The organism is Nocardia sp. NPDC005745, from assembly GCF_040630775.1.
Classification (GTDB): Bacteria; Actinomycetota; Actinomycetes; order Mycobacteriales; family Mycobacteriaceae; genus Nocardia.
The window spans coordinates 84,811-109,822 of the sequence record NZ_JBEXYF010000019.1 but is presented as its reverse complement, the minus strand read 5'-3'; the positions used below and the strand labels follow the sequence as shown (position 1 = coordinate 109,822).

At 70.4% G+C, this 25,012-nt stretch carries 24 protein-coding genes; 11 read left to right on the top strand and 13 right to left on the bottom strand.

The genetic code is table 11. The annotated features are described in order from the left end of the window. Positions 1-122: 122 nt before the first annotated feature. Complete coding sequence (locus ABZ420_RS21140) at positions 123-1,148, bottom strand: glutathione S-transferase C-terminal domain-containing protein (RefSeq protein WP_357125217.1); 1,026 nt, start codon at positions 1,146-1,148, stop codon at positions 123-125. A 38-nt stretch (positions 1,149-1,186) separates the two neighbouring features. Between ABZ420_RS21140 and ABZ420_RS21135 the strand changes: the two genes are divergently transcribed. Together ABZ420_RS21135 and ABZ420_RS21130 are read left to right on the top strand one after the other, a co-directional pair. Next, positions 1,187-1,981: an enoyl-CoA hydratase/isomerase family protein gene (locus ABZ420_RS21135; protein ID WP_357125214.1), complete on the top strand. Its 795-nt coding sequence runs from the start codon at positions 1,187-1,189 to the stop codon at positions 1,979-1,981. 92 nt (positions 1,982-2,073) lie between these two features. Beyond that, positions 2,074-3,321, top strand: coding sequence for a long-chain fatty acid--CoA ligase (locus tag ABZ420_RS21130; RefSeq protein WP_357125211.1), 1,248 nt, complete (start codon positions 2,074-2,076; stop codon positions 3,319-3,321). A gap of 7 nt (positions 3,322-3,328) precedes the next feature. Here the strand turns inward: ABZ420_RS21130 and ABZ420_RS21125 are convergent, their stop codons facing one another. Further along, positions 3,329-4,075, bottom strand: a complete 747-nt coding sequence (locus ABZ420_RS21125) for a tyrosine-protein phosphatase (protein WP_357125209.1) — start codon at positions 4,073-4,075, stop codon at positions 3,329-3,331. 416 nt (positions 4,076-4,491) lie between these two features. Between ABZ420_RS21125 and ABZ420_RS21120 the strand changes: the two genes are divergently transcribed. Both ABZ420_RS21120 and ABZ420_RS21115 read left to right on the top strand, forming a co-directional pair. Beyond that, a complete protein-coding gene (locus ABZ420_RS21120; RefSeq protein WP_357125206.1) occupies positions 4,492-4,974 on the top strand; it encodes a TetR family transcriptional regulator in 483 nt (160 codons plus the stop codon). A 43-nt stretch (positions 4,975-5,017) separates the two neighbouring features. Then, positions 5,018-6,196: an alanine racemase gene (locus ABZ420_RS21115; RefSeq protein ID WP_357125203.1), complete on the top strand. Its 1,179-nt coding sequence runs from the start codon at positions 5,018-5,020 to the stop codon at positions 6,194-6,196. Here ABZ420_RS21115 and ABZ420_RS21110 read toward each other — a convergent pair. Together ABZ420_RS21110 and ABZ420_RS21105 are read right to left on the bottom strand one after the other, a co-directional pair. Continuing rightward, positions 6,166-9,543: an AAA domain-containing protein gene (locus ABZ420_RS21110; protein WP_357125336.1), complete on the bottom strand. Its 3,378-nt coding sequence runs from the start codon at positions 9,541-9,543 to the stop codon at positions 6,166-6,168. The genes ABZ420_RS21115 and ABZ420_RS21110 overlap by 31 nt on opposite strands. Before the next feature lie 116 nt (positions 9,544-9,659). Continuing rightward, entirely contained in the window at positions 9,660-11,450 is a 1,791-nt protein-coding gene (locus ABZ420_RS21105) for a DEAD/DEAH box helicase (protein WP_357125200.1), read from the bottom strand. Positions 11,451-11,512: 62 nt separating this feature from the next. On the opposite strand from ABZ420_RS21105, the gene ABZ420_RS21100 reads away from it, so the two are divergent. Together ABZ420_RS21100 and ABZ420_RS21095 are read left to right on the top strand one after the other, a co-directional pair. After that, complete coding sequence (locus tag ABZ420_RS21100) at positions 11,513-12,367, top strand: carbon-nitrogen hydrolase family protein (RefSeq protein ID WP_357125197.1); 855 nt, start codon at positions 11,513-11,515, stop codon at positions 12,365-12,367. Positions 12,368-12,379: 12 nt separating this feature from the next. Continuing rightward, positions 12,380-13,003: a phosphoribosyltransferase family protein gene (locus ABZ420_RS21095; RefSeq protein WP_357044672.1), complete on the top strand. Its 624-nt coding sequence runs from the start codon at positions 12,380-12,382 to the stop codon at positions 13,001-13,003. Between the two features lie 6 nt (positions 13,004-13,009). Here ABZ420_RS21095 and ABZ420_RS21090 read toward each other — a convergent pair whose 3' ends face one another. From ABZ420_RS21090 to ABZ420_RS21070, 5 genes are all read right to left on the bottom strand, one after another. Next, complete coding sequence (locus ABZ420_RS21090; protein ID WP_357125194.1) at positions 13,010-13,534, bottom strand: gamma carbonic anhydrase family protein; 525 nt, start codon at positions 13,532-13,534, stop codon at positions 13,010-13,012. Between the two features lie 108 nt (positions 13,535-13,642). Beyond that, positions 13,643-14,458, bottom strand: coding sequence for an ESX secretion-associated protein EspG (locus ABZ420_RS21085; RefSeq protein WP_357125191.1), 816 nt, complete (start codon positions 14,456-14,458; stop codon positions 13,643-13,645). Then, positions 14,455-15,762 (bottom strand): hypothetical protein, encoded by a 1,308-nt coding sequence (locus ABZ420_RS21080; RefSeq protein WP_357125189.1) that lies wholly within the window; start codon positions 15,760-15,762, stop codon positions 14,455-14,457. Before ABZ420_RS21080 ends, ABZ420_RS21085 begins: the two co-directional genes overlap by 4 nt. After that, entirely contained in the window at positions 15,755-16,189 is a 435-nt protein-coding gene (locus tag ABZ420_RS21075) for a hypothetical protein (RefSeq protein WP_357125186.1), read from the bottom strand. Before ABZ420_RS21075 ends, ABZ420_RS21080 begins: the two co-directional genes overlap by 8 nt. Positions 16,190-16,223: 34 nt before the next feature. After that, complete coding sequence (locus ABZ420_RS21070) at positions 16,224-16,940, bottom strand: alpha/beta fold hydrolase (protein WP_357125183.1); 717 nt, start codon at positions 16,938-16,940, stop codon at positions 16,224-16,226. A 108-nt stretch (positions 16,941-17,048) separates the two neighbouring features. On the opposite strand from ABZ420_RS21070, the gene ABZ420_RS21065 reads away from it, so the two are divergent. Further along, complete coding sequence (locus tag ABZ420_RS21065; protein WP_357125180.1) at positions 17,049-17,960, top strand: hypothetical protein; 912 nt, start codon at positions 17,049-17,051, stop codon at positions 17,958-17,960. 22 nt (positions 17,961-17,982) lie between these two features. On the opposite strand, the gene ABZ420_RS21060 is transcribed toward ABZ420_RS21065, so the two are convergent. Then, positions 17,983-18,969 carry a YafY family protein gene (locus tag ABZ420_RS21060; protein WP_357125177.1) on the bottom strand — a complete coding sequence of 329 codons (987 nt, stop codon included), beginning with the start codon at positions 18,967-18,969 and terminating at the stop codon, positions 17,983-17,985. Positions 18,970-19,066: 97 nt separating this feature from the next. Here ABZ420_RS21060 and ABZ420_RS21055 point away from each other — a divergent pair, with 97 nt between their 5' ends. Beyond that, positions 19,067-20,203 (top strand): epoxide hydrolase, encoded by a 1,137-nt coding sequence (locus ABZ420_RS21055; RefSeq protein WP_357125174.1) that lies wholly within the window; start codon positions 19,067-19,069, stop codon positions 20,201-20,203. 85 nt (positions 20,204-20,288) lie between these two features. On the opposite strand, the gene ABZ420_RS21050 is transcribed toward ABZ420_RS21055, so the two are convergent. Both ABZ420_RS21050 and ABZ420_RS21045 read right to left on the bottom strand, forming a co-directional pair. Next, on the bottom strand, positions 20,289-20,636 hold the full coding sequence (locus ABZ420_RS21050; RefSeq protein ID WP_357125171.1) for a hypothetical protein: 348 nt from the start codon (positions 20,634-20,636) through the stop codon (positions 20,289-20,291). A gap of 46 nt (positions 20,637-20,682) precedes the next feature. Further along, positions 20,683-21,372, bottom strand: coding sequence for a hypothetical protein (locus ABZ420_RS21045; RefSeq protein ID WP_357125168.1), 690 nt, complete (start codon positions 21,370-21,372; stop codon positions 20,683-20,685). 205 nt (positions 21,373-21,577) lie between these two features. On the opposite strand from ABZ420_RS21045, the gene ABZ420_RS21040 reads away from it, so the two are divergent. Further along, positions 21,578-22,750, top strand: coding sequence for an acyl-CoA dehydrogenase family protein (locus tag ABZ420_RS21040; RefSeq protein ID WP_357125165.1), 1,173 nt, complete (start codon positions 21,578-21,580; stop codon positions 22,748-22,750). Positions 22,751-22,759: 9 nt separating this feature from the next. Continuing rightward, the gene (locus ABZ420_RS21035; RefSeq protein ID WP_357125162.1) at positions 22,760-23,884 is read left to right on the top strand and encodes an acyl-CoA dehydrogenase family protein; all 1,125 of its coding nucleotides are present in this window, start codon (positions 22,760-22,762) and stop codon (positions 23,882-23,884) included. A 39-nt stretch (positions 23,885-23,923) separates the two neighbouring features. Here the strand turns inward: ABZ420_RS21035 and ABZ420_RS21030 are convergent, their stop codons facing one another. Further along, positions 23,924-24,358, bottom strand: a complete 435-nt coding sequence (locus ABZ420_RS21030; RefSeq protein ID WP_357125159.1) for a hypothetical protein — start codon at positions 24,356-24,358, stop codon at positions 23,924-23,926. A 348-nt stretch (positions 24,359-24,706) separates the two neighbouring features. Here ABZ420_RS21030 and ABZ420_RS21025 point away from each other — a divergent pair, with 348 nt between their 5' ends. Beyond that, entirely contained in the window at positions 24,707-24,931 is a 225-nt protein-coding gene (locus ABZ420_RS21025) for a hypothetical protein (RefSeq protein ID WP_051175497.1), read from the top strand. Positions 24,932-25,012 lie beyond the last annotated feature (81 nt).

Sequence of the window (25,012 nt, the reverse complement as noted above, 5' to 3'; positions counted from 1 at the left end):
TGGGTAGAACTGTATGGCACCGGTTGCCGTCAGCTCGTCATGACAACGAAGTACCCAGCCGCATCGGTTCCACCGGCGGCTGCCTCGCTTTCGTCCGGACGGATGTCGTCCGGGTGCGCCCGTTACGCGGGAGTGCCGATCGCGGGCACGCGTTCGCCCGACGGCGGAGGGGGCGGCGGGGTTCCGTCACCGAACGGCCTGCCGCCGAGGGCCTCCCGGCCGTGCGGGGTGAGCCAGTTCGCCAGATCAGGGCCTTTGGGAACTATCCCGGTCGGGTTGATGTCGCGGTGCACCACGTAGTAGTGCGTCTTGATCTGACCGAAGTCGATCGTGTCGCCGAACCCGGGGGTCTGGTACAGATCACGCGCGTACGCCCACAGCACCGGCATCTCACTGAGCTTGGACCGGTTGCACTTGAAGTGCCCGTGATACACCGCGTCGAAGCGGACCAGCGTGGTGAACAGTCGGACATCGGCCTCGGTGATCGTGTCGCCGACCAGATACCGTTGCGCGGCAAGGCGTTCGGAGAGCATGTCCAGGCGGTGGAAGAGCCGGTCGTAGGCGGCCTCGTAGGAGTCCTGCGCCCCGGCGAACCCGCAGCGGTAGACGCCGTTGTTGACGTCGCGGAACACCGCGAGGTTCACCTCGTCGATCTCCGCGCGCAGCGGCTCCGGGTACAACTGCGGCGCGCCGGGCCGGTGGTGCGCGGTCCACTCGGTGGAGAAGTCGAGCGTGATCTGCGCGTAGTCGTTGGTGACGACCTGCCCGGTCGGCACGTCGACGACGGCGGGCACCGTGATACCCCGCGGATAGTCCGGGAACCGGGCCAGATAGGCGTCGCGCAGCCGGGGGATGCCGAGTACCGGGTCGACGCCGCCGGGGTCCAGATCGAAGGTCCAGCTGAGCTTGTCGTGCGTGGGCCCGCACAGTCCGAGCGAGAGCACCGGCTCCAGTCCGAGCAGCCTGCGCACGATCAGCGTTCGATTGGCCCACGGGCAGGCGCGCGCCGCGACCAGCCGGTAGCGCCCCGGCTCGACGGGGTAGCCGTCGCGGCCGTCGGCCGTGATCCGGGTGGTGATGTAGTTCGTGTCCCTCTTGAACTCGCCGGGTTCGACGTAGGAACCGCGCTGGCTGGCCGACTTGGTCACATCGACAGTCTTCCAGATCGACCTCGTACGCTGACCGGATGAGTGAAACGAAGGCCACCCGGCTGGACCGAGTCCGCACCGACGCCGGCGCGGAGGTGGCGACCCTCACCCTCGCCCATCCGCCGCTCAATCTCTTCGATCGGGCGATGCTGGACGCGCTGATCGCCGATATCGCCGAGCTGTCGGCGCGGCCGCCGCGCGCCCTGCTGCTGCGCGCCGAGGGCAAGGTGGTGTCCGGCGGGGTCGACGTGCACGTTTTCGACGGCCTGACCCCGGAGCAGGGCGCCGAGCTGTGGCGCACGCTGTTCGCGCAGATCATCCACCCGCTGGAGGCGCTGCCGTGCCCGGTGGTGTTCGCCGCGCACGGGTTGACCCTGACCGCCGCCTTCGAGATCGCGCTCGCCTGCGACATCCTGCTCGCGGCGCCGAAGACCCGGTTCGGATTGGTGGAGATCGTGGTGGGGCTGACCCCGTCGATGGGCGGGCCGCAGCGCCTCGCCGAACGCGCGGGCTCCGGACGGGCCCGCGAGTTCGTGATGACCGGCGACCTCTACGACGCGGCGACGATGGCCGAGTGGGGCGTGGTCAACGCCGTGCACGAAGACCTCGACGCGGCGGCGAAAGCGCTGACCCACCGGCTGGCCGATGGCCCGACGAAGGCGAACGCGGCGACCAAGAAGATCATCGAGGCCTGGCGTTCCGGCGGTGTGGCACACGCTGATTCGGTGACGCCCGAGGTGTCGGGAGCGCTGTTCGACACCGAGGACCTGAAAGGCGGGGTGCGCAGTTTCCTCGAGCAGGGTCCGGGGAAGGCTCGCTACTCGGGGCGGTGACAGCTGGGACACGTTCATCGCCTATCGCAGCGAAGTTGTGACATGCGTCATATAGTCGCAGTGCCTGAAACCTCGAGGCACGCGGAGGACGAATGTCGCAGTTGCTCGTCGAATATCCCCTCACCGGCCCGCACGCCTGGGACAACCCGCTAGCCCGGGGCGTCGACGGGGTGCTGCGCTACGGAAACCTCACACCCGCGCTGACCGAACTGCTGGATCTGCAAGTGCACGCCTTCGGTAGCCGCGAAGCCGTGGTGGAGATCGGCGGCCCGCGCCTGACCTACCGCGAGCTGTGGCACTGCGCCTCCCGGATCGCGGGCGGCTTGCAGGAGCACGGCATCGGATACGGCGACCGCGTCGCGGTGCACATGCCCTCCGGCGCTCGGTGGGTGCAGGCATTCCTCGGCGCCTTGCTCAGCGGCGCGGTACCGGTGCTGGTGCACGATGGGTTGCCCGAGGCGGTGGCCGAGCGCGTGATCGCCGACAGCCGTGCCGATTTCGTGCTCGGCCCCAAGGGCGCCGAGCTGCCCGACGGCGCCGCCTACATCGACGACGGCGCGGCGCTGGGCGACCTGGCACTGCTGAGCTACACGAGCGGGACGTGCACGCCCAAGGGCGTGGAATTGACCAACGAGAATCTGCTGTCGGCCGTGCGCTCGGTGGTCGCGGCGCTGGACCTGCCCACCGACGGCCTGCGCAACCTGGTGCTGCTGCCGTTGGCGCACGCCAGCGGCTGTGTCGATCAGCTGTTGCCGACCTTCGCCGTCGGCGGCACCGTGGTGCTCACCCGGGACGCCCGAGGCATGGCCGAGGCGATCGCCGCCGAGCGGATCGACATGGTCTCCGCGACGCCGCGGATCTTCGCGAGCTTGCTGCCCGAACTCGCCGAACTGCGCGCCGAAGGGCTGTGCACCGAGGGCATCGCGCGGATCAGCAAAGCCGGTCATCGCGCCGAACGCGCCGCGTCCCCGGTCGCTCCCGTCGAGCTCACGGCCGAACTGCGCGGCGTGTTCCCCTCGGCCAGGCAGTGGTCGGTGTGGGGTGCGACCGAAACCAGCGGCATCGGTCTCGCGGTCGACGACGCCGAGCGGGCGGACTCGTCCGACGCGGCCGCGGTGCTCGGGTTTCCTTTCGGCGGAACGGAATTGGCGCTGTGGGGGCCGCGGGCGACGGCGGGCCGCGGCGAATTGCTCTGTCGCGGGCCGAATGTGACCCCGCGCTACTGGAACGACCCAACCACCACGGCGGCGCGGTTCACCGGGACCTGGTTCCACACCGGCGATCAGGTGACGATCGACGCCGACGGCTTGGTACGCAGGGGAGCGGTGCCGGTCGAGTGATCGGTTCTCACTCCAGCATTCGCTCGCGCAGCCGCGTGAGCAGGTCGGGCGTCAGCCCGATGGTCGCGAGGTAGCCGTCCAGGTCGCCGTGCAACTCGCGCATCGACGCGGTGGCGATGTCCAGGTACTCCTCGCGCACGCCGAGCAGGTCGATCGACAACTCCTCGCCGGCCAGCAGTTTGTCCGTCATCAGGGCGCGCAGCGCGGGGACGGCCCCGTTGCTGAGCAGGTAGTCGGCCTGGACGTCGGCCTCGCTCACGCCGACCGCGCGCAGCAGCGTGGCGACGGCCCAGCCGGTGCGGTCCTTGCCCGCCGCGCAGTGCACCAGCACGGCGCCTTCGCCGCGCAGGATGGACTCGGCGAGCGAAGCGATGGCGGCGTGCGCCTCGGGCAGCGCCGGGAACATCCGGTAGACCTCGAGCATGTGCGTGTAGGCGGTCCGCGCGGTCGCCTCGTGCGGCGGCGCCTCGGCCATCCTGGAGTCGAACGGAGTGATGGTCAGCCGGACGTCCGCGGGCAGCCGGTCGGCGCCGATGTGGTCGATCTCGCGCTGTCCGCGCAGGTCGTGGACGTCGCTGATGCTCAGTTCCCGTAGCGCGGCGTGGCCCGCGTCGTCGAGTCCGCTCAGCTGGGCCGAGCGCAGCAGGACACCCGGGCGAACCTTGGCGCCGTCATGGGTGCGCAGCCCGCCGGTGTCGCGGAAGTTGAACGTGCCGGAGAGGAAGTACTGGTCGGCGGGGGGCGAGAGAGTCACCGATCCAGGCTATCGGGCACGCGGAACGAAACGGTGTCGGGCGCGGATCGAACCCCGCACGTTATGCTGACCGATTCGCGCGGTTTCACTGTGGCATTTGCCACAGGATTTGGGTTGCCGACGGCTCGGACCGTACCGTTGTCAACGGTCTGTCGGGCGAAGGTGTAGGCCCAGATCCCCCGTCATAGCGGGATTTCCGGCCGGCACGGCATGATCGCGCTGCGATCCCGGTTGGGTAACAAAACATTCTTTCAGTCTGGAATTACCCATCGAACCCGTTCTCAAACCCCGAAAACGCACTACCATTGGTGAACGTTGGACCGGGCAGCCCGAGTATTTCCCGATGGTTGCCCGCCCTGTTCAGCGAGTCGCGCCGACGCAGGTGCGTGAGTTCTTTCGCCGAGAGGGAGTCGTCGTTGAGCGCACGTGGAGAAGTGATAACAGAAATCCGGCTACGCCCCGCCGTCACCGAGGCGGTCGAAACGGCGGCCGCCACGCTCGACTACACGGGCCTGCGCGCGCTGCGGGTGTTGCTGCACGCGGGGGTCAGTGCCTACTGGCCGCTGGTCAAGGCCACCCCGAACAGGCAGATCAAGTCGTATGAGATGACCTTGCAGGCGCTGCGCGCGCGCTGGGAGCACACGACCGATTGCTTCCCGGATCCGATCGCGACGGAGTTCTATCGCGAGAAGGACGCCGAGGTCACCGCGTTCTTGAAGCTGTGTGCCGAGCGGTCGGGAACGCAGTGGCTGGAGCCGGTGGAGGCGATCGCCTGCAACGTGGTCTCGATCGTGCAGGGTACGGTCCTGCGCTGGCTGGCCGATTGCAATGACGAGACCATGCTGGTGGTGCTCGACGAGATGGTCAGTGGTCTGGCCACCAAGGCCGCGGAGATCTGACAAATACTGGACGTTTGACCAACTTGGTGGTTGAGTTGTCCTGGTGACCGAGACGTCGCCGATCGCGGGGCTGCACGCGGCCACCGCCGAACTCGACCCGCCCCTGGCCGCCCTCGACCTGCCCACCCTGCGCGCGAACGCCGCTGACCTGGTGCGTCGCGCGGCGGGCACCCCGATCCGAGTGGCCAGCAAATCCGTGCGCTGCCGCGCCGTGCTCGCCGAAGTCCTCGGCGCCGATCTCACCGCCGCGGGCGGCTTCGCGGGCGTCATGTCCTACTCCCTGCGCGAGGCCCTCTGGCTCGTGCGCCACGGAGCGCGCGATGTCCTGCTCGGCTACCCGACCGTGGACCGCGCGGCGCTGGCGGAACTTGCCGCCGACGACATCGCGTCGCGATCGATCACGCTGATGGTCGACGATGCCGCGCAACTCGACCTGATCCGCGCCGCCGTGGGCACCGATCGGGTACGGCCACGGGTCTGTCTGGACATCGACGCCTCCCTGCGCATCGGCCCACTGCATCTCGGTGTGCGCCGTTCTCCGGTCCGCACGCCGCAGCAGGCGGCCGCCCTGGCGGATGCGGCGCTGCGGCGGGGCTTCGACGTGGTGGGCGTGATGACCTACGAGGCGCAGATCGCGGGGCTTCCTGATTCGAATGTCGCGGTGCGCTTGGTGAAGCGGGCGTCGGCGGCGGAGATTCGCAAACGCCGGGCCCAGGTGCTCGACGCGGTCCGTTCGGTGACCGGTGAACTCGAGATCGTCAACAGCGGCGGCAGCGGGTCCATCGAGGTCAGCGTCGCCGATCCGGACGTCACCGAGGTGACCGCCGGGTCCGGGCTGTACGTGCCCACCCTGTTCGACGACTACCGCGCGTTCACCCCCAGACCCGCGCTGTATTTCGCCATGCCCGTGCTGCGCAGGCCCGCGGCCGATATCGCTACCGTCTTCGCGGGCGGCTACATCGCCTCCGGCCCCGCCGGATCGTCGCGGGTGCCCAAGCCGGTGTGGCCGCGCGGATTGAAGCTGCTCGGCGCCGAGGGCGCCGGTGAGGTGCAGACCCCGCTGTCGGGGGCCGCGGAACTCCGGATCGGCGACCGGGTGTGGTTCCGGCACGCGAAGGCCGGTGAATTGTGCGAGCGGTTCGACGCCGTGCAGTTGGTCGACGAGGACGGCTCCCGCGTCGGCGTGCCGACCTATCGGGGCGAGGGCGTCTGCTTCGGCTGACCCGCGTCGGTCAGCCGCAGGAACGCACCGAGATCGGCGAGTTCGTCCGTGCTCGCGGGCAGATATTCGGTGAGCAGCGGCGAGCGGATGACGATCGCCTTCCACATGGCGCGGCACAGCGCGTGGATCAAGCCGCGCGACAACAGCGACGGCATGCCGTAGGGCGCGTCGGCGGGCGAGGAGGTGGTCATGGACAGCAGCACCACCGCCGCCTCCCGGCCGCGGAAGCGATCCGGCGTGCCCACGAGGACGTCCTCGATCTTGGCGCGGGCCAGCAGGGTGCGGATGCGCGCCACCTGAGCGGCGTACGGCGCGACCACGAAGATGTCGTGCGGGTGCAGCCTGCGCGTGGTCGCGCCCATCGTCCAGGACATGCCGAGCAGGGCGCGGACCCGGCGCACCACCTCGCGCGCCTCCGCCGGTGACTCGGTGGCGTTGCCGTAGTGCTCCACCAGGACGGTGTCCACGCCGGGCTGCTCGCCGTCCAGGCGACGGGCCAGCGTGACCGTCTCGTTGGCGCGCAACCGCCCGTCGTAGTAGAGGCGGGAGACGGGTTCGCAGACCGCCGGGTGCATCCGCCAGGTGCGGTCCAGGAAGTAACCCCGCTCGGTGGGCAAGGTCTGGCGTCCCTCGGCCAGCCAGCCGAGTACCGATTCGCCGATCGGGGCGGGGTGGGCGCCGCGTGCGCTCGACGCGACCGGGTCACCGAGCAGCAACAGGTTGCGTGCGCACGCCGCGACGGAGACGGTCTCGGCCAGCGGGAAGCGGCCCGCGTCGGCGACGACGAGCAGGTCGAGGCCCGCACGCGGCACCAGATCCTCGTTCGCGAAATCGGCCGGATCGCCGCCGAGGACGCAACCGCTGATCGCGTTGTCCAGGAATCGCGGATAGCGGGCGGCGTCGATCACCACCCACTCCGGGGCGACCGCCGCCGCGTCCTTCTTGGCGACCAGTTCCGGCAGCACGCCCGCCCGCACGACCGCGTCGAGCAGGTTCTCCACGGTGGCGGCCTCTCGCGCGACGATGCCGATCCGCCACTTGTTCCGTGTGATCAGCCGCTCCAGCACCCGGGCCGCGGTCGCGGTCTTCCCGGTGCCCGACGGGCCCTGCACGGCGACGTAGGAGTCGTCGAGGGCGCACAGCGCGGCGGTGATCGCCACGGCGTAGTCGCCGTGCACCTCGGGCAACCTGGCCTCGCCGCGCAGCCGCGGCGGACGGCGGGCGAGGATGTCGAAGACGGCCGAGCGCGGGGCGTCCGGCAGGGTCATCAGCAACTGCTGCGCCGCGAGTTCGATCGCCAGTTCCGCGTTCTCGTCCCAGTCCGGGAGGCCGGGCGCGATCGCGGAGGGCAAATCGTCGTAGGGTTCGCAGTCCTCGGGCAGCAATTCCTCCAGCCGGACGGCGTCGTCGAATTCGGTGTCCACCGAGCAGCCGAGCACCGTCGCCGTCGCGGTGGCCCGCAGGCCCGCCCCGGTGACCATGCCGTCCGGCATCGGCTGGTCGTAGAAGGTGTAGACGGTGGTGCCGGGGGTGAGTGTGCTCGGGCCGGGTGCGCCGCTCGAACCGGTGCCGATCCGGCCGGTCAGGGTCAGGTAGCGCCGCATCGCCGGGCGGTCGGGGCGCCGATGCCACTTGGTGTCGACCGTGCCCCAGTCTGCGACCAGAACGCCGGGAGCCTCGGCCCATTCGTCCACCGGATGGCTGAGCCGGTCGGCGTGCGCCCACCACAGCGGCTGCCGCTCACGCCGGTGGTAACCGAGCGCCGCGGCCATCATCGCGGCGGGGTGCAGCGGATCGCCCTGCGCGGCGGCGTATTCCGCGAGCGCGGCCTCCAGCGACGACGGCCGGGACGACGGCGGCGGCGCGGGCTCACCGGGGACCGCGGCGCACCACGCGTCCGGCCGCCCCGGCGCCACGGCCCGCGTGGCGATGCGCTGCTCGCCCGCGCGATCGAGCAGCCAATCGCGTAAGCGCAGCACCGTGTGGCAATCGTGTTCGGAGGCGGTCGAATCGGGAAGCAGTCGCCGCAGCCCGCTGAGCCGGTAGGAGGACTCCCCGATGAGCAGCGCGTTACGAAGGATCGGATACAGGTCGACCAGGACGCCCTCGCACAACAGCTCGTCCACGAGTTCTTCGTTGACGCCGTGCCGTCCGGTACAGCGCAGCAGTGCCGTGCGCACCATGGCCGAGTAGTGGTAGACGTGCAGGTCGGGATAGATCCGGCGGCGCTGGGTCAAATAGTCGAGCACCTGCTCGAGCACCCGGCGTTCCGCGGCGGCGGCCGCGCGGGGTTCGCTCGATCCGCTCGGCCCGCGCAACGAGAGGTGCACCGTGTCCGGCCCGCCGACCTCCACGACGAGCGGAGTGCGGCCGCCGCCCGCGATGGTGAGCGAGAGATCGCCGGGGGAGGGCGCGGGCAGCGCCCCGAGCGCGGCCGCGTCGAGCAGCGCGTAGCTGGGCTCGCCCGAAACTTCGCGCCGCAGCTGGATTTCCGCCTGGCGGCGCAGCGCGGAGACGGTGCGCGGCGGCACGCCTGGCACCGCGATCTCCGAGGTGGCCAGCCGGTCGAGAGTGTTCACCCCCGCTTCGCGCAGCCGGGCGCGCGCCGCGGGCGGCATACCGGCCACGAGCAGCAGATCACGCGCGGCGGACAGGGCCTCGACGCAGGTGCGGCAGCGGCCGCAAGCGAGATAACGGGGATCGCCCCACTGCACGGGCAGCAGTTCGCCGAGCTTCTCCTCCACGATGCGTTCGACCCTGCGCCTGCGCGCCCGATGCAGCGGAAGCAGCTCGCTCAGCGCCTTGGCGCTGCTCTCCTCGCCCAGGTGCAGCCGCACCAGCGGCGCGGTGAGCGCGCCCGAGCGGTCGAGAGCCTCGGCGCAGGCGGCGAGTTCCAGTGCGGCGGCCACCCGGTCCGCGGTGGTCGGCGCGATGCCGTGCACGGTGTAGCGAACGCGGTGTTCGGCCCGCACCAGGAAGTCGGCGGAGCACTGGAACCGGCCGTCGAAGAAGGTCGCGCCGTGCACCACGTGTGCGCCCGAGCGCAACGCGGCGACCGTGTCGGCGTGCGCGGCGGTCAGTGCCGCGACGTGGCGGGCCGGATCGCCCGGTTCGTCCGGCGGACGGTCGATCTCGACCACCGCACCGCCGAACCGTGCGCGGTAGTCGGTGAGAAGGCGTTGCCGCACGTCCTCGGTTCCCCGCGCGGCCTCCTGGCCCGCCGCGGTGCTTCCTGGTTCGGCCGGGATGGTGCCCAAGTCGGCGTCGAGGGCACGCAGCAGCGCGAACTCGCAGTGCGCCGCGCGGACGAGATCGACGGTGGTGCAGACGACACGATCACCGAACACGAACAAACGCGGCCCTCCTGTGTCTTGGCGGGACACCCGCTACCGGCGTGCGCCGAATTACACACGGACCGCAACACTGTAGCTAGCGCGCCTGACCTCGGCCTACCCTCCCCGGCTCAGGAACGCGGCTTACGGCGCTCCGTCCGCTTGACGCCCTCGCGCTCGCGGCGCGGGCCGCGGGTGAACGAGCGTTGCTGCGGCGGGCCCTGATCCAGTTGCAGCTGAATGAGCACACCGCTGATCCGGGTGCGCCGCAACGCCTCCAGCGTCTCCTCAGGCAGCTGCGCGGGCAGCTCCACCAGGCTGTGGTCGGGACGGATGCTGATGTGCCCGAAGTCGCTGCGGCGCAGGCCGCCTTCGTTGGCGATGGCGCCGACGATCGCGCCGGGCACCACGCGATGCCGCTTGCCCACGCTGATTCGGTAGGTCGCCAGCTCGGTTCCGGTGGCCCGGTGGTGCGCACCACCCTGCCGGTCCTCGTCGAAGTGCCGGACGGGCCGCTCGCGCGGGGTCCGCTCGCGATGCGGGCGCTCGACCGGCTCCGGCTCGGGCTCCATGAAGAAGGTGTCGCCGTCGTAGGAGCCCATCGCCAGCGCCGCGGCGATGTCGGCCAGCGGGATGTTGTGCTCGCGCTCGTAGTCCTCGATCAGTTTGCGGAACAGCGGAAGATTCGCCGAGGTGAGGTTCTCGGTGATGGCGTCGCCGAACTTGGTGACCCGCTGCGCGTTGACGTCTTCCACGCTGGGCAGTTGCATCTCGGTCAGCGGGTGGCGGGTCGCTCGCTCGATCGACTTGAGCAGGTGCCGCTCGCGCGGCGCGACGAACAGCAGAGCTTCGCCGCTGCGCCCGGCGCGGCCGGTGCGGCCGATGCGGTGCACGTAGGACTCGGTGTCGTGCGGGATGTCGTAGTTGACCACATGCGAGATGCGGTCCACGTCCAGCCCGCGCGCGGCCACGTCGGTGGCGACCAGGATGTCCAGGGCGCCGGACTTGAGCTGGCCGATGGTGCGCTCGCGCTGGTTCTGCGCGATGTCGCCGTTGATCGCGGCGGCGGAAAAGCCCCTGGCCCGCAGCTTTTCGGCGAGTTCCTCGGTGGCCTGCTTGGTGCGGACGAAGATGATCATCGCCTCGAACGATTCGACCTCGAGCACCCGGGTCAGCGCGTCCAGCTTGCGCTGATGCGAGACCTGCACCCAGCGCTGGGTGATGTTGGTGGCCGTCGAGGTCTTGGCCTTGACCGTGATCTCCACCGGCTCGCGCAGGTACTGCTTGGAGATCTTGCGGATCGCCGCGGGCATGGTGGCCGAGAACAGCGCCACCTGCTTGTCCGCCGGAGTGTCGGCGAGGATGCGCTCGACGTCCTCCTGGAAGCCCATCTTGAGCATCTCGTCGGCCTCGTCGAGCACCAGGTACTGCAACTGCGACAGGTCGAGCGTGCCCTTCTCCAGGTGATCGATCACCCGGCCCGGCGTGCCGACCACGACGTGCGCGCCGCGGCGCAGGCCCGACAGCTGCACGCCGTAGCTCTGCCCGCCGTAGATGGGCAGCACATGCAGCCCGGGGATGTGCGCGGCGTAGCGGCCGAACGCCTCGGCGACCTGGATCGCGAGTTCGCGGGTCGGGGCGAGCACCAGGGCGCGCGGGGTGCGGCCGGTGGCTTCGAGCCCCATCAGGATCGGGATGGCGAACGCCGCTGTCTTGCCGGTACCGGTCTGTGCGAGACCGACGACGTCGGCGCCGGAGAGCAGCGGCGGAATCGTCGCCGCCTGGATCGGCGAGGGCGATTCGTAACCGACATCGGCGATGGCCGCGAGAATGCGGTCATCGATGCCCAGATCGGCGAACGACGGGCCGTCGGTGTCCCTGTCGTTGTCGCCAGAAACGCTGTCGACCTGATTGGTGCTCATTGACCAGGAGTTTACTGCCTCGTGCTGGTCGCACCGGTCACCGCCCCAATACGGTGAGACCTATGCAACTGGACAACTCGCCCGCGCGGCAGGACGCGACGCCGGATCAGCTGGACGTGGCGGTCGTCCAGTTCGCCCCCTCGACGGACCCCTCGGCGAACCTCGCGGCGCTGCGCGAGCACGTGCGCACGGCCCGCGAGCGCGGTGCCCGCGTGGTGGTCGCACCGGAATACTCGATGTTCGCCGTCACCCGGCTCGACGAGCGGGTCGTCGCCGTCGCCGAGCCTCTGACCGGCCCATTCGTCACCGGCCTCGGGGAGATCGCGCGCGAGTTCGACGTGTTCTTGGTCGCCGGAACGGTGGAGCAGGTCGCTCCCGGCGGCGACCGCATCCGCAACACCCTGGTCGTGCTCGGCCCCGACGGATCCCTCGTCACCCGCTATCGGAAGGTCCACCTCTATGACGCGTTCGGCCACCTCGAATCCGACGTGGTCGAGCCGGGCGCGATCGAGGCGCCGGCCACCTTCGCGGTCGGTGATGTGATTTTCGGCATGCAGACCTGTTTCGATCTGCGCTTCCCCGAAGGCGTCCGCCGGGTCGCCGCGGCGGGCGCGCAGGTGCTGCTGCTGCCCGCCCAGTGGATCCCCGGACCGGGCAAGGTCGACCAGTGGACCACGCTGGTGCGGGCGCGGGCCATCGAGAACACCGTGTACGTGGCCGCCGCGGACCAGGCCGCACCCCGGGGCGCGGGCGCGTCGATGATCGTGGACCCGGCCGGTTCGGTGCTCGCCGGACTCGGCGACGAGACGGGCGTGCTCACCGCCGGAATCGACCTGGCGTACCTGAGCAAGGTGCGCACCGCCAACCCGAGCCTCGCGTTGCGGCGATTCGCGATCACCGAGCGCGGACCGGAGTAGCGTTCGACATCGATGATGTACGCCGATCGGACCTCGGCCGGTCACGCGCTGGGTGAGCATCTGGAACACCTACGCGCGTCGAACCCCTTGGTGCTCGGTCTGCCGCGCGGCGGAGTGCCGGTAGCGGCGGCGGTGCGCGAGGTGATCGGCGGTGACCTCGACATCCTTCTGGTCCGCAAGCTGGGTGTGCCGTGGCAGCCGGAGCTGGCGCTGGGCGCCGTCGGCGAGGACGGGGTCCGGGTGCTCAACCCGGATGTACTGGCGCACACGGGGTTGACGCCGAGGAAGGTCGACTCGATCGAGGCGCGGGAGCGCGCCGAACTGGAGCGGCGCAGGCAGGTGCTGCGCGGAGCGTCGCGGCCGATCCCGCTGGCGGGGCGCACGGTGGTGATCGTCGACGACGGCATGGCGACCGGCGCCACGGTCGTTGTCGCCTGCCGGGTCGCGCACCTGCACCAGCCCGCGCGAGTCGTCGCCGCCGTCCCGGTCTCCTCCACGGAGGCGATGCGCCGGGTCGCCGACGAGGCCGACGAGGTGGTCTGCCCGTGGGTGCCGCGCTCGCTCGGCGGCGTCGGCGGCGCCTACCGGGATTTCCACCAGCTCGAGGACGCCGAGGTCACCGCGCTGCTGTGCTGACGGCGGTCAGATCTCGACGATGCCCTTGCGGTGGCGCTGCGCCAGTTCCGCGTAGAAGCCCGGGTTGAGCCGAACCCACATCTGCGCCTGAGTGCCCTCGATCGGCCGTTTCACCTCGGCGGGAGATCCGGCGGCGAGCACGCCGTCGGGAATCTCCGCCCCGGGTGGCACCAGCGAGTGGGCGGCGATCATGCTGCCCGCCCCGATCTTGGCCAGATCCAGCACCGTGGTCCCGTTGCCGACGATGGCCTCCGCGCCGACCGCGGCGCCGTGGAAGACCACGCTGTGCGCGATCGTCGCACCGGGCCCGATCTCCATCGGCACGTCCGGCGGCACGTGCAGCACCGCGTTGTCCTGGATGTTGGCGCGTTCCCGGATGACGATCGGCGCCAGGTCCGCCCGCAGCACCGCGCCGTACCAGATGGAGGCGCCCGCCTCGACCCGGACGTCACCGATCAGGGTCGCCGTCGGCGCGATGAACGCCGTCGGATCGACCTGCGGTCGTTTGCCTTCGAATTCGTAGAGTGGCACTCGTACACCGTAAACGGTCCGGTCGCGCCGTTGCCGGAGGCGTTGGGAACCCGCCGTAGAAGGTCGACCCCTGGAGGCGGTTGACCGCGTAACGGGCCGCCGAGATGTTCAACGCCCGGCGAAAGCCGTCGACGTGCGCGCGGCCGCGGTGACGAGCGGTCGCAGGTGGGCGGCGAAACCCTCCGCGGTCACCGCGACGACATCGACGTCCGTGCCGGTGCGCACCGCGTACCGGCCGTCGGCGAGCACATCGATCCAGCACAGCACGCCGAACGGACGCAGTTCGCCCTCGCCGCGTCGCGCGGAGACCACCATCTGGCCGATGCCTTCGCGGGGCTGTTTGAGCAGCTTGCGGATCCGGGACGAGGTGGAGGGCCCGGCGACCGGAACGGTGACCAGGTTGCGACTGTCTTCCCCGACCTGGGCCAGCGGAGCGGTCATGCGCGGGAGCGTGCCGGGAGCGTTGTCCGGCAGCATCGAAACGATCCGCGCGCAGAGGCTCTTCGAGCTGCCCGCGAACAGCCGCACGTCGCCGCCCCGGTCGGGCGTCGCGCCGGGGCGCTGCGCCGCGACCACCGCGATGTTCCCGGCGGCGGCGCCGAGGATACGGATCGGGCGCGCCGGTTCGCTTTCCGCGGATACGACCGACGGCGGGCCGCCGTTTCCCCGTGCGGGCGGGCCGGGCGCCGCGTCACGCTGACCGAACACCTCCACTCGCAGATCCGGCTGGGCGAGGATGCGCAGCGCCGCTTCGAGGTCGGCATCCAGCACCTGAGCACACCAGTGATCGAGCGCCGGAAGCTGCGCGGCGCGCTCACCGCTGTCGCGTGCCGACAGGCGCACGGCCAGCGGATAGGGGATGCGATCACCGTCGGTGCGCGACCAGGCCAGCGCGAACTGGTCCGGGGTCAGCGTCCAGTTCACTCGTACTCGGACCATTCACCGAGCACGGGCGGCGTGGTCGGATCGAGGGATCCGATGAGTTCGCCGCCGTCGTCGGAGGGCTCGAGGAAGGTGGGGAGATCGTCGAGATCGAACTCGTCGTCCTCGTCATCGAGCGGCGCCGAGCGCGCGGACACAGCGTTCGCGGCCACGCTCGAACCCGTGCGCGGGGTGTCGACCGCGGCCACCGCACCGCCCATCAGGCCGCCCATCGCGCCCGCGCTCAGGCCGGTGACCGCCGCGTCGCCGCTGTCGTTGTTCTTGCGCCGCTCGTCGCGCTTACGTTGGTCCTCGGGGGGCACCTGGCTCCCCACGCCCGGTACGGCGGGCGTTGTCATCGGCTCGCTCGTCGCCGAGGCGGATGCGGTGGTCGGTCCCGCCGCGGCCGCGGCGGGCGCGGTGCGCAGAAGGGATGCGGCCGCCGCCACCGTCGGGAGCGCCGCCGTGGCGGCGGATACGACCCTGGGCGCGGTCGTCGCCGGTGTCTCGGCCGTGATCGGGGCGGTGGCGGGCTCGGCAGCGGCGGCGGACGTGGTCGGAGTCTCCGCGGCGGGCGCCTGATCGGCGGGCGCCGTGCCGATGCTCCGCTCCGCTGCGCCGTTCGGTTCCTGCGCGTGCGTTCCCAGCGATATCGGCCGCGCGTCGGGGGAGGGCTGCACGGTCCCGACGAGCTTGCTCGCCGGTGCGGGCGTGGGCGCCGTGGCGGTCGGCCGGTCCGCTTCGTCGGGGTACGCGGGCACGTCGGTGCCGGTCTGCACGAACACACCCGCGTAGATGTCGTTCATCGCTCGCACGACGTCCTGGCGGGCGTGCTCACTCGCCTTCTGTCCTTCGACATTGCTGGTCGCCCGGGACGGATCCAGCAGCGCCCCCGCGAGATCCGGTGCCGCGGTGGGCGGCTCGGTCACCGCGGCGCGCAGCGCTTCCGCCGCGTCGCTCGCTTGCCCGAGACGCTGCGAGACCACCGCGAACACGTCGGCCAAGTCCTGGCCGCTCTGTTCGAATACGCGCACCACCGCGTCCGCGCTCTTCGCCGCGGAGCCGCGCCAGCCGTCGGCGATGGCTGCGCGAATCTCGGTGTGCGCCTGGAAGACCGCGTCGGCGAGGTGCGCCGCCGCGTCGCTCCATGCCTGCGTGCCGCCCGAGAGCACGGCCGGGTCGAGCAGCTGCACCTTGGCGTGGATCTCGGTGTGTGTGAGGTTGTCGAACACCTCGACGTTCGGCGCGTACGCGGGGTCGGTGCGCCGGTGGGTGGCCCGCTCACCAGCGCGCGGCATCTCACGCATGCGCGGCTCCCGTCACGTCGATCCGTTCGACCGCCTGCGCCAGCGCCTCGTCGGCCTGCTGGTAGGTGGCGGCCGCGGCGCGGAAGGTCTGGGCGAGATCCCTTGCGGCGGAGGCATATCCGGTCAATCGCGCGATCGCGCCGTCGGCCTTGCGCTCGAAACCGGCGCGCAGCGCGTCGCCGGAGGCGAATCCGCCGAATCCCGGCAGTCCGGTGGCGGCGCTCAGGATGCGGATCTGCTCTTCGACCCGGTCGGCGAGCAACTCGTACTGGCGCGCGCAGCGTTCGTGCGCGCCGTCGGCGACCAAGAGGCCGTCGATCCACAGCGAGCCGTCGTCGACCGCTCGGTTCAGTGCGGCGATATCGACACCGGGTGCGGTGACCTCCGCGGGCGGCTCCCCGCCGAACCCGTTCTCCTGTGATGGCATCTGCGCCGTCCCCCTTCCTCGTCCGAAGAGCGGTTCACGGATGTCGCGCCAACCCCACGACGACACCCTGCATCCAATCCGCGATGTCGGCAGTGACCCGCGCGTGCACCGGCTCGTGCAACAGGTCGTGCCCTGCGTCGATGTACTCCCGTAAATCTACCGATTCGTGGCGGCTAGTCCAGACCCTGATCGCATCGATCGGCGCGCGGCGATCGTCCACACCGTGCACGGCGAGCACCGGAAGTTCGCGCGGCAGTGGCGTTCCCGGCGCGCCCGGCGCACCACCGCCCAGCGCGCGCTTCGGAACGCCCGACAGCACCAGGCCCGCCAGGGCGCCTGCGGGCAGCGCGGGCCGCAGCGGGTAGTCCCGTTCGAGTACCGTCGAATGCGTTGTCGCATCGGCGGGATCCGGCACCGCCGCGCCGAGCATGCCCAGCGCGGTCACCGCGCCGAGCGAATGGCCCATCAAGATCAGCGGCCGATCCGCGCGAGCCAGCTCGACCAGCCGCAGCGCGTCCGCCACCAGTTCGGCCAGCGTGCTGGGCCGTTCCGGATCGCCCTCGCTCAACCCGTGCCCGGCGGTGTCCAACGCCCATACCTGCGCCCCGCTGGGTTGCAAGGCGCGCGCGAAACGGTGGTAGTGCCCGCTGTGCTGGCCGATTCCGGGCAGCAGCACCACGGTGCACAAGGAGTTCTCGGTCGGCCACCGCCGATAGTGCATCCGGCCGCGCGCGCCGTCGAAGAATGGCATTCACCGATAGTGCCAAAGATCGTGTCGCGGATGGGACCGCACGATTCGGCGTCGAGAGCGGTTAGGATCCGCGGCGACTCCCACCTACCCGAGCCCGAGGTGCCCGCGTTGAGAATCCTCCGCCGTCCAGGCGCTCTTCTTCTGTCCGCCGCGACGTCGACACTCACCGCGATACTCGCGCCGGGCGCGGGCGCGGCGCCGCCGGTCGCCGCCTGCGACCCCGCGGTGGCGGTCACGGCCGTTCCGGCGCCCGTTCCGGTGCTCGACTGGTCGGAGAATCTGGGTTACGACGCGCAGGGCAACCTGTGGGTATCGCGGCTCTATCGCAACGAGGTCCAGCGCTACGACGCCGCGGGCACGCTGACCGCGACCGTTCCGGTGGAATTTCCCGGCGCGGTCCGGCTCGGTCCCGACGGGCTGCTGTATGTCGTCTACGGTGACGCGCCGGTCAGCGTCGTCCGGCCGGGCGGCGTGGTCCGGTTCGATCCGGCGGCGGCCGTGCCGAAGCCGGAGATCTTCGTCTCCGGCTACACGATGCCCAACGGCGCGGCCTTCGACCCGAGCGGCAACCTCTACGTCGCGACCGTGTCCGGCGTGGTCAAGATCCGTCCCGACGCGTCCGTCGACACCGCGTGGGGCGCGCCGCTGGCAGGACTGGCCGCCAACGGCGCGGCCGTGCACGACGGCGCGCTGTATGTCACCGCCAACGGCGGCCCGCTCGGCCGGATCGTCCGCATCCCGCTCGACGACCCCGCGGCCCGCGCCGCCGTGACCGACTTGTCCTCGCGGCTGCCCGGCCTCCCGGATTTCGCCGACGACCTGCTGATCGACTCGGCCGGCATCCTCTACGTCACCACCCTCACCGGCCGTTTGATTCGCGTCGATCCCGCTACCGGCGTGGCGTGCGCCGTCCTCGAAACGCAGCCGCTCACCGCCGTCGCCGCCACTCCGGCCGACCCCGGACAACTCATCGCAGGCACCGAATCCGGCGCTCTCCTCCGCATCGACCTTTCCCGCTGAGCCTTCGGGCCGCGCCGGATGCTCAGGCATCGGCACGGGGTGGCGGATTCCCGCCGCTCGCACGCCCGGCGCGTTCGGCGATGGCGCGCAGGTGTGCGATCAATTCCGGCGGTTCGTGCACCTGGAAGTCCGCTCCCAGCCCGAGCAGCCGGTGCGCCAGCCATTCCGGCGCGTCGTCCCGCGGGGTATCGATCCGGCAGGTGTCGGCATCGATCGCGACGACCTCGCCCGGGTTCTCGCCCAACCGTCCCGCGACCAGGTCGGCGGGAGCGTGGATGGTGAGGCGAAGACGGAAGGTCGGTGAACCCCAGTCGGTGCGGCGGCCCGCGACGTAGGCGGCGGCATCGGCGGCGGGGAGCGGGCGCGGGGTGAACCGGGCGGCGGTGGGCTGCGGACGGTCGATCCGGTCGACGCGGTAGACCCGCCAGCCGGCGCGGTCGAGGTCGTAACCGACCAGATACCAGCGCCGCCGGGCGGGGACAAGGCCCACCGGCTCGGCATTGCGCTTCGTTTCCGCCCCCGCCTCGTCACGATAGGCGAAACGCACCCGCTCCCGGTTGGTCACGGTCGCCGCGAGTGTGGTGAGCACGTCGGGGTCGGCGGCGGGCCCGCCGCCGGTGGACGGGGTCAGGGCGGTGGCGAGGACCCGCACTCTGCGCCGCAACTTCGCGGGCAGCACCTGCTCCACTTTGGCCAGCGCCCGCACCGACGCCTCCTCGATCCCGGCCACCCCGGCCCCGGCGGCGGCGCGCAACCCGACCGCGATGGCGACGGCCTCGTCGTCCTCCACGAGCAGCGGAGGCATCGCCGCGCCCGCCACCAGGCGATAGCCGCCCGTCGCGCCGAGCGTCGCGGTGACCGGATAGCCGAGTTCACGCAGCCGGTCGATGTCACGGCGCACCGTGCGATCGGTGACGCCGAGACGTTCGGCCAATTCACTGCCCGGCCATTCACGCGGCGTCTGGAGCAGCGACAGCAGACGAAGCAGCCGGGCGGGTGTGTCGTTCATGACGTCGATGATGCCGGAAATCTAGGACCTGATCAGTCCTAGATGGTCCTTAACGTCGTCGTCGTACCGCAGGACCGACCGGCAAGGAGCCGACCGAATGACCGACATCCGCCCGTTCCGCATCGAGATCCCGCAGGCCGACGTGGACGACCTGCACGACCGGCTCGCCCGCACCCGCTGGACCGCGCAACTGCCCGGCTCCGGCTGGGATCGCGGCGTGCCGGTCGGCTACCTGCGTGAGCTGGCCGAGTACTGGCGGACCGGATTCGACTGGCGCGCACGGGAAGCGGCGCTGAACGAGTTCCCGCAGTTCAAGACACGCATCGACGGGCTGGACGTGCACTTCCTGCACGTGCGCTCGCCGGAGCCGGACGCGACGCCGCTCATCCTCACGCACGGCTGGCCCAACTCGTTCGTCGAATTCTCCGAGACCATCGGGCCCCTTGCCGACCCGCGGGCGCACGGACTCGATCCGGCGCAGGCGTTCCATGTGGTGGTGCCCTCGGTCCCGGGTTTCGGCTTCTCCGAAGGGCCGCGCGAACCCGGCATGACACCGGCGACGGTGGCCGGGATGTGGCTGACGTTGATGGACCGGCTCGGCTACCGGCGCTTCGGCGCACAGGGCGGTGACCTCGGCGCGTACGTGACGCCGGAACTCGCCATCGCCGCACCGGACCGGGTGATCGGCGTGCACCTCGACGGGGGGATCGGGATGCCGACCGAGGCGGACGTGCCCACCATGACGCCAGAGGAACGCGCCGAGTGGGACCGGATGCAGCAGTGGATGACCGGCGGCGTGAACCATCACGTCCTGCTGCGCGCCGCCCCGCAGACCTTCGCCCACGCGTGGACCGATTCGCCGGTGGGTCTGCTCGCCTGGCTGATGCAGAAGTTCACCGAGTTCGCCCCGCTCGCCGACCGGGTGGAGGACGTGATCAGCCGCGACCATCTGCTGACCGATATCAGCCTGTACTGGTTCACCGACACCGTGGCCTCGTCGTCGTGGCCGATGTACAACGGCCTCGGCGACGGGGGATTCGTCTGGCCGAAAGGCCAGAAACAGGTGCCGACCGGCACTTACGGCGGCGGTTCCGCGCTGATGCGGCGGCTCGCCGAACGCGACAACACCATCGTGCACTGGCCGCAGGGCAACACCGGCAACCACTTCATCGCGATGGAACGCCCCGACGCGCACGTCGCCGACATCCGCGCGTTCTTCGCCGCCCTGGATTGAGTCGCGCGGCGAGACACGAAAGGCTGGACGCATGTCAGTTCTCCCGTATGACTCCGTGGCGACGTCGACGGACTTCCACCTCGGTCTACACCACGTCCAACTGGCGATCCCGCCGGGTAGTGAGCCGGAATGCAGGCGGTTCTACGTCGAGATACTCGGCTTGCGGGAGGTGCGCAAACCTCCTGTGCTCGCGGCTCGCGGCGGCTTGTGGGTTCGTGGCGACGGGCTCGAGATCCACCTCGGTGTCGAACAGGATTTCCGTCCTGCGCGCAAGGCTCATCCCGGCATTCTCGTGGGACGTCTCGACGAGTTGGCCCAGAGGTTGACCGAAGCGGACGTCGAACTCTCGTGGGACGAAGAATTCCCGGGATTTCGTCGGTTCTACGCATTCGACTGTGTGGGCAACCGGCTGGAATTCATGTCCCCGCTCCATGAGTCGGCACCGGAACATGAAAGGGCGTTCGCCCCGCCGGTCCCGGCTAGGGAGCGGGCGCGGGCTGCGGGGCCGCCGGGGCCGGCTGGGGTGCCGCGGGCGGCGGAGCCGGGAAGTCGGGGACGGTGAACAGGCCGACGGTGGGGGTCATCACGCAGTGGGCGAACGGGTAGTCGATGATGCCCCACATCGAGGCGAGAACGGTGCCCGGGCCGCTCTCGACCGTCTTGGACAGCGTCGGCAGGCGGTACTCGGTCACGTCGTCGAGCGGGTCGAGGCCGCTGGCGCCGGTGTTCACGTTCACCCAGGCGACGACGAGCCCGGAAGCCAGGGGAGCGCCGGAGTGCGAGGGTGTCGCGCTGAACCGCAGTTCGCCGGGCGCGACGTTCAGGTCCCGGCCGTTGCCCGTCCCCTCGGTGGTCGCGGCCGCGATGATCGTGGTGATCGGCCCGTTGCTGCCGCAGCCGAAGGTGGGCGCGGCGTAGGAGAACGGCGTGAACACGCTGGAGACGTCACGCAGGTGCGCGGCGTCGATCAAACCGGCGTATCGCGTGAGCGCGGCGACGCCCTCCTGGGCGGAGGGGTCGGCGCCCGCGATCTCGGTCAGATGGGCCAGGCCGGAGTCGACCGGCGCCTGGTTCTGCTCCGCGCCGGCCGGCGCGGAGAACGTCAGCACCGCGCCGATGCCGAGGGATGCCGCGGCCGCCGCGGCGCGTGCGATGGTCCTGCCGTTCACTCGTTCTCCTCGATACCGAAGCCTGTGGGACCCCGACCCACGTGCAGCAACGTACCAGCTCGCCGCTATCGCCGTCCCGGCGAGCAGCGGGGGAATCCGGCCTGGTGACCGGCCCCGGCGGCCCGCTCCTGTGATCCACTCGACAACGGACGATTACCGAGGGGTAGGTTTGTCTCGGACGTACGAGACACGCAGGGAGATGCGTATGAAACTATCCTTGTCCCCCGACGACGTCGCCTTCCGCGACGAACTGCGCAAGTTCTATCGGACCGAGATCCCGGCCGACATCCGCGAGCGCGTCCGGGACGGCCGTGAGCTGTCCCGCGACGACATCGTCACCGCGCACAAGATCCTCAACGACCACGGTCTCGCGGTGCCGAACTGGCCCGTGGCCTGGGGCGGCAAGGACTGGACGCCGATGCAGCGCCACATCTGGCAGGACGAGATGCAGCTGGCCTCGGTGCCGGAGCCGCTGACGTTCAACGCGCAGATGGTCGGTCCGGTGATCGCCCACTTCGGCTCGCAGGAGCTGAAGGAGCGTTTCCTGCCGCCCACCGCGGCGTTGGACATCTGGTGGTGCCAAGGCTTCTCCGAGCCGGACGCGGGCTCCGACCTGGCTTCGCTGCGCACCACCGCGGTGCGCGACGGTGATTCCTACATCGTCAACGGCCAGAAGATCTGGACCACGCTGGCCCAGTACGCGGACTGGATCTTCTGCCTGGTGCGCACCGACCCCAGCGCGGCGAAGAAGCAGGCGGGCATTTCCTTCCTGCTGTTCGACGTGAAATCGCCCGGTGTCACCATCCGCCCGATCAAGCTGATCGACGGCGGGTACGAAGTGAACGAGGTGTTCTTCGAGAACGTCCGGGTGCCCGCCGATCAGCTGGTCGGCGAGGAGAACAAGGGCTGGACCTACGCCAAGTTCCTGCTCGGCAACGAGCGCACCGGCATCACCGGTGTCGGCCGCACCAAGGTAAAGATCGGCGTGGCCAAGCAGTACGCGGCGAAGACCAAGTCGGGCAACGGCACGCTGTTGGAGGACCCGGTGTTCGCGGCGCGGGTCGCCGAATTGGAGAACGAGCTGCTCGCGCTGGAACTCACCCAGCTTCGGGTGGTCTCCAACTCCTCGGACGGCAAGCCGAATCCGGCCTCGTCGGTGCTGAAGCTGCGCGGATCGGAACTCCAGCAGGCCGCCACCGAGCTGCTGCTCGACATCGCGGGACCGGACGCCATCCCGGTCGGCGCGGACGACATCGCCTCGCCCGGGTGGGCGCAGCGCAGCGGCCCCGCCTACCTGAACTACCGCAAGACAACCATCTACGGAGGCTCCAGCGAGGTGCAGCGCACCATCATCGCCTCCACGATCCTCGGATTGTGAGGCGACACCATGGATTTCGATCTGACCGATGAACAGGTCATGCTCCGCGACACGGTCCGTGACCTGCTCGCCCGCAACTACGACGCGGAGTCACGGCTGAAGGTCGTCGACTCCGAACTCGGCTGGAGTCGCGACGTGTGGCGCCAGTTCGCCGAACTGGGCGTGCTCGGCCTGAGTTTCGCCGAGGAGGACGGTGGCGTCGGCGCCGGTCCCGTGGAGACGATGGTGGTGCTCGAGGAGGTGGGCCGCAGGCTCGCCCCCGAACCGATCCTGGACGCGGTGCTGGTGCCCGGCGGGCTGGTCGCCGCCGTGGGCAGCGCCGAACAGCGTCAGCGGATCCTGCCCGAGGTCGCGTCGGGTACGAAGCTGCTGGCCTTCGCCCACTCCGAGCCCGGTGTGCGCTGGTCGTCGAGCGAACTGACGACCACCGCCGCGGCGCAGGGTGATTCGTACACGCTGACCGGTGTGAAGAACCCCGTCCCGCACGGCGACAGCGCCGACGAGCTGGTGGTCAGCGCCGCGCTGCCGGAGGGCGGTGTGGGGCTGTTCCTGGTCGCGCCCGACGCGACCGGTGTGGTCCGCAAGTCCTACCGCACGGTGGACGGCCAGCGCGGGGCACAACTCGAGCTGACCGACGCGCCCGCCGAGCGGCTCGGCGGGGCGGACGCGGCCGAGGCGATCGCGTCCGTGCTGACGCACGCGCAGGCGAGCCTGTGCGCGGAGTCGGTCGGCGCGATGGAAGAGGCGTTGCGGCTGACCGCCGAGTACCTCAGGCAGCGCAAGCAGTTCGGCGTCACGCTGTCGAAGTTCCAGACGCTCACCCAGCGGGCGGCCGACATGTACGTCTCGCTGGAGCTGGCGCGCAGCATGAGCCTGTACGCCACGGCGTCGCTGGCCGACGGGGCCGCCGATCCGGTGACCGCGTCGCGCGCGCGGCTGCAGGTCGGCCGCGCGGCCCGGCACATCGGGCAGGAGGCGATCCAGATGCACGGTGGCATCGGCGTCACCGCGGAGTACCCGGTGAGCCACTACGTGGCCCGGCTGACCGCGATCGAGCGCACGCTCGGCAGCGGACTGGAGCACCTGCGCGTGCTCAGTTCCCGGGTCGGCGACTACGAGCAGCCCGAACTGTAAGGGGTGCCGCGGTGGTGCGTGCTTGCGCACCACCGCGTCTCACTCGTCGTCGCCCGGCGTGGTCCGCAGTTGCGTGGGCGCCTCGCCGGTCGATTCGTTGGTGGGCGTCCGCGCGGTGCTCGTCCTCGGTTCCTCGGCCGGTGCTGCCGCCTGCGAGGTGTCCTCGTGCGGATTGCGTGGGGACGGCTCGGCGGTGGTGCTGCTGACGAAGCCCGCGAACGGGGTCGGGTGCTTCTGATCGGCCGGCGCGATCCGCCAGGTGGGGGATGGCGGGATGACGACCCTCGGGGTCGTCGAGCCGCCGGTAGTGCTTTCGTGGACCACCGGCTCGGCGTACTCGCCCGCTTTCAGCGGCGGGGGCGGCACGTAGGTGTCCTGTCTACCGACGCCACAGGCGCCGATCAGGACGAGTCCGATGGAAACCGCTCCCGCGGCGATCGCCGGACCGGCGATCTTGGCCCTGCTGCTTTCCAACGGTGACACTCCTCGTGTGTATCGAGTGGACTCACCTTAATCGAGGCCCGTCGGCCAGGCGAGGCGAGAGGTCGCTGGGGATACGCCGCTCGGCGCATATAAAACGGCACTAATTCAGATATCGAATTGGTCTCTTCGGCGTGTCGTGGGCACGTGTCGCTATCTTCCGGCGTCCCGGAGTCGTAGCGTGTGTGAGCAAAGTTACGCGTGAGACGCCGGTTTCAGGATGAGAGACACGTTGTGTGAGAACGTGATAGTGGTTCTCTTACCGGCGTCATCGAGGAGTTGATGATGGGAGCTTACTCGACAGCGTCGCGGCGTGGTTCATCCCGCGCCGCCGAGGATGTGGTGTCGGCAACGGCACAGCATCCCGCGTCGAACCAGCAGGGGCGCACGCTGTCCACGATTGTGTCGCGGACGCTCGCCTGGTTGATCTTCATCGGCGGACTCGTCGGGGCGGTGCTCGGCATCGCCGGACTGCACGTCGAAATCACGGTCGCCGGACTCATTCTCGCGTGCACCGCGGGACTGGTTCTGCTCAAACTGCGCGAGGGTGGCGGCGAAGCCGACTGAGGCGAACCGGCCGGTCGCCCGGTAGCCGGTCTCGGATCGGCCGCGAGAAAGCAAGGCGCGCAACACTTCAGGCGCCTACCG